A 623-nucleotide genomic window follows, 5' to 3' on the forward strand; every position below is an offset into this window, starting at 1 on the left:
ACGACATGCCGCCCGAGCTGCACATCTTCGGCAGGGCCGCTTAACTTAGCGGCATTGCGGTCAAGCCGTGACGAGCGAGTGCGCGGACGAATTTCCTGGAACGAAATTGCGATCCACGGCCGGTGTGGACCACGCAGCCGGCGACGTCACCGCGGCGGGCGACGGCGTTGGTGAGCGCGGTGACAGCGAGCCGGGACTTCATCCGAGAGTCGATCGAGTAGCCCACAATGCGGTTGGAGCAGACGTCCTTGACCGCGCACAGATACAGCCTTCCTTCTGTGGTGCGGTGTTCGGTGATGTCGGCCAGCCACAACAGGTTCGGCGCCGCGGCGGTGAAGTCGCGGCACCAGGTCGTCGTGCACCGGCGGGCCGGTCTTTTTGCCGTTGCGGCCGCGTTTCTTGCCGAAGGCACTCCACCAGCCCATGGACGAGCAGATCCGCCACGCAGTCCGATCCGCCATCGACCAGCCGGCGTCGCGGGCCTCGTCGGCCAGGAACCGGTAGCCGAACTCCGGATCGTCGCGGTGCGCGTCGAACAACGCGTTCGCCCGATGAGCCCGCTCGGGGGGACCCGCGTGATATGGCGAAAGCTGGATTGCCTGAAGCCTAATCTCCAGTCGATG

General features: G+C 65.8%; 1 pseudogene. It reads right to left on the reverse strand.

Annotated elements, in window-relative coordinates:
• Nucleotides 1-58: 58 nt before the first annotated feature.
• Nucleotides 59-557: pseudogene (locus IEZ09_RS47335) on the reverse strand (transposase); the annotation flags it as partial.
• Nucleotides 558-623: the final 66 nt, after the last annotated feature.

Source organism: Lentzea flava (genome assembly GCF_014648475.1).
GTDB classification, from domain to species: domain Bacteria; phylum Actinomycetota; class Actinomycetes; order Mycobacteriales; family Pseudonocardiaceae; genus Lentzea; species Lentzea flava.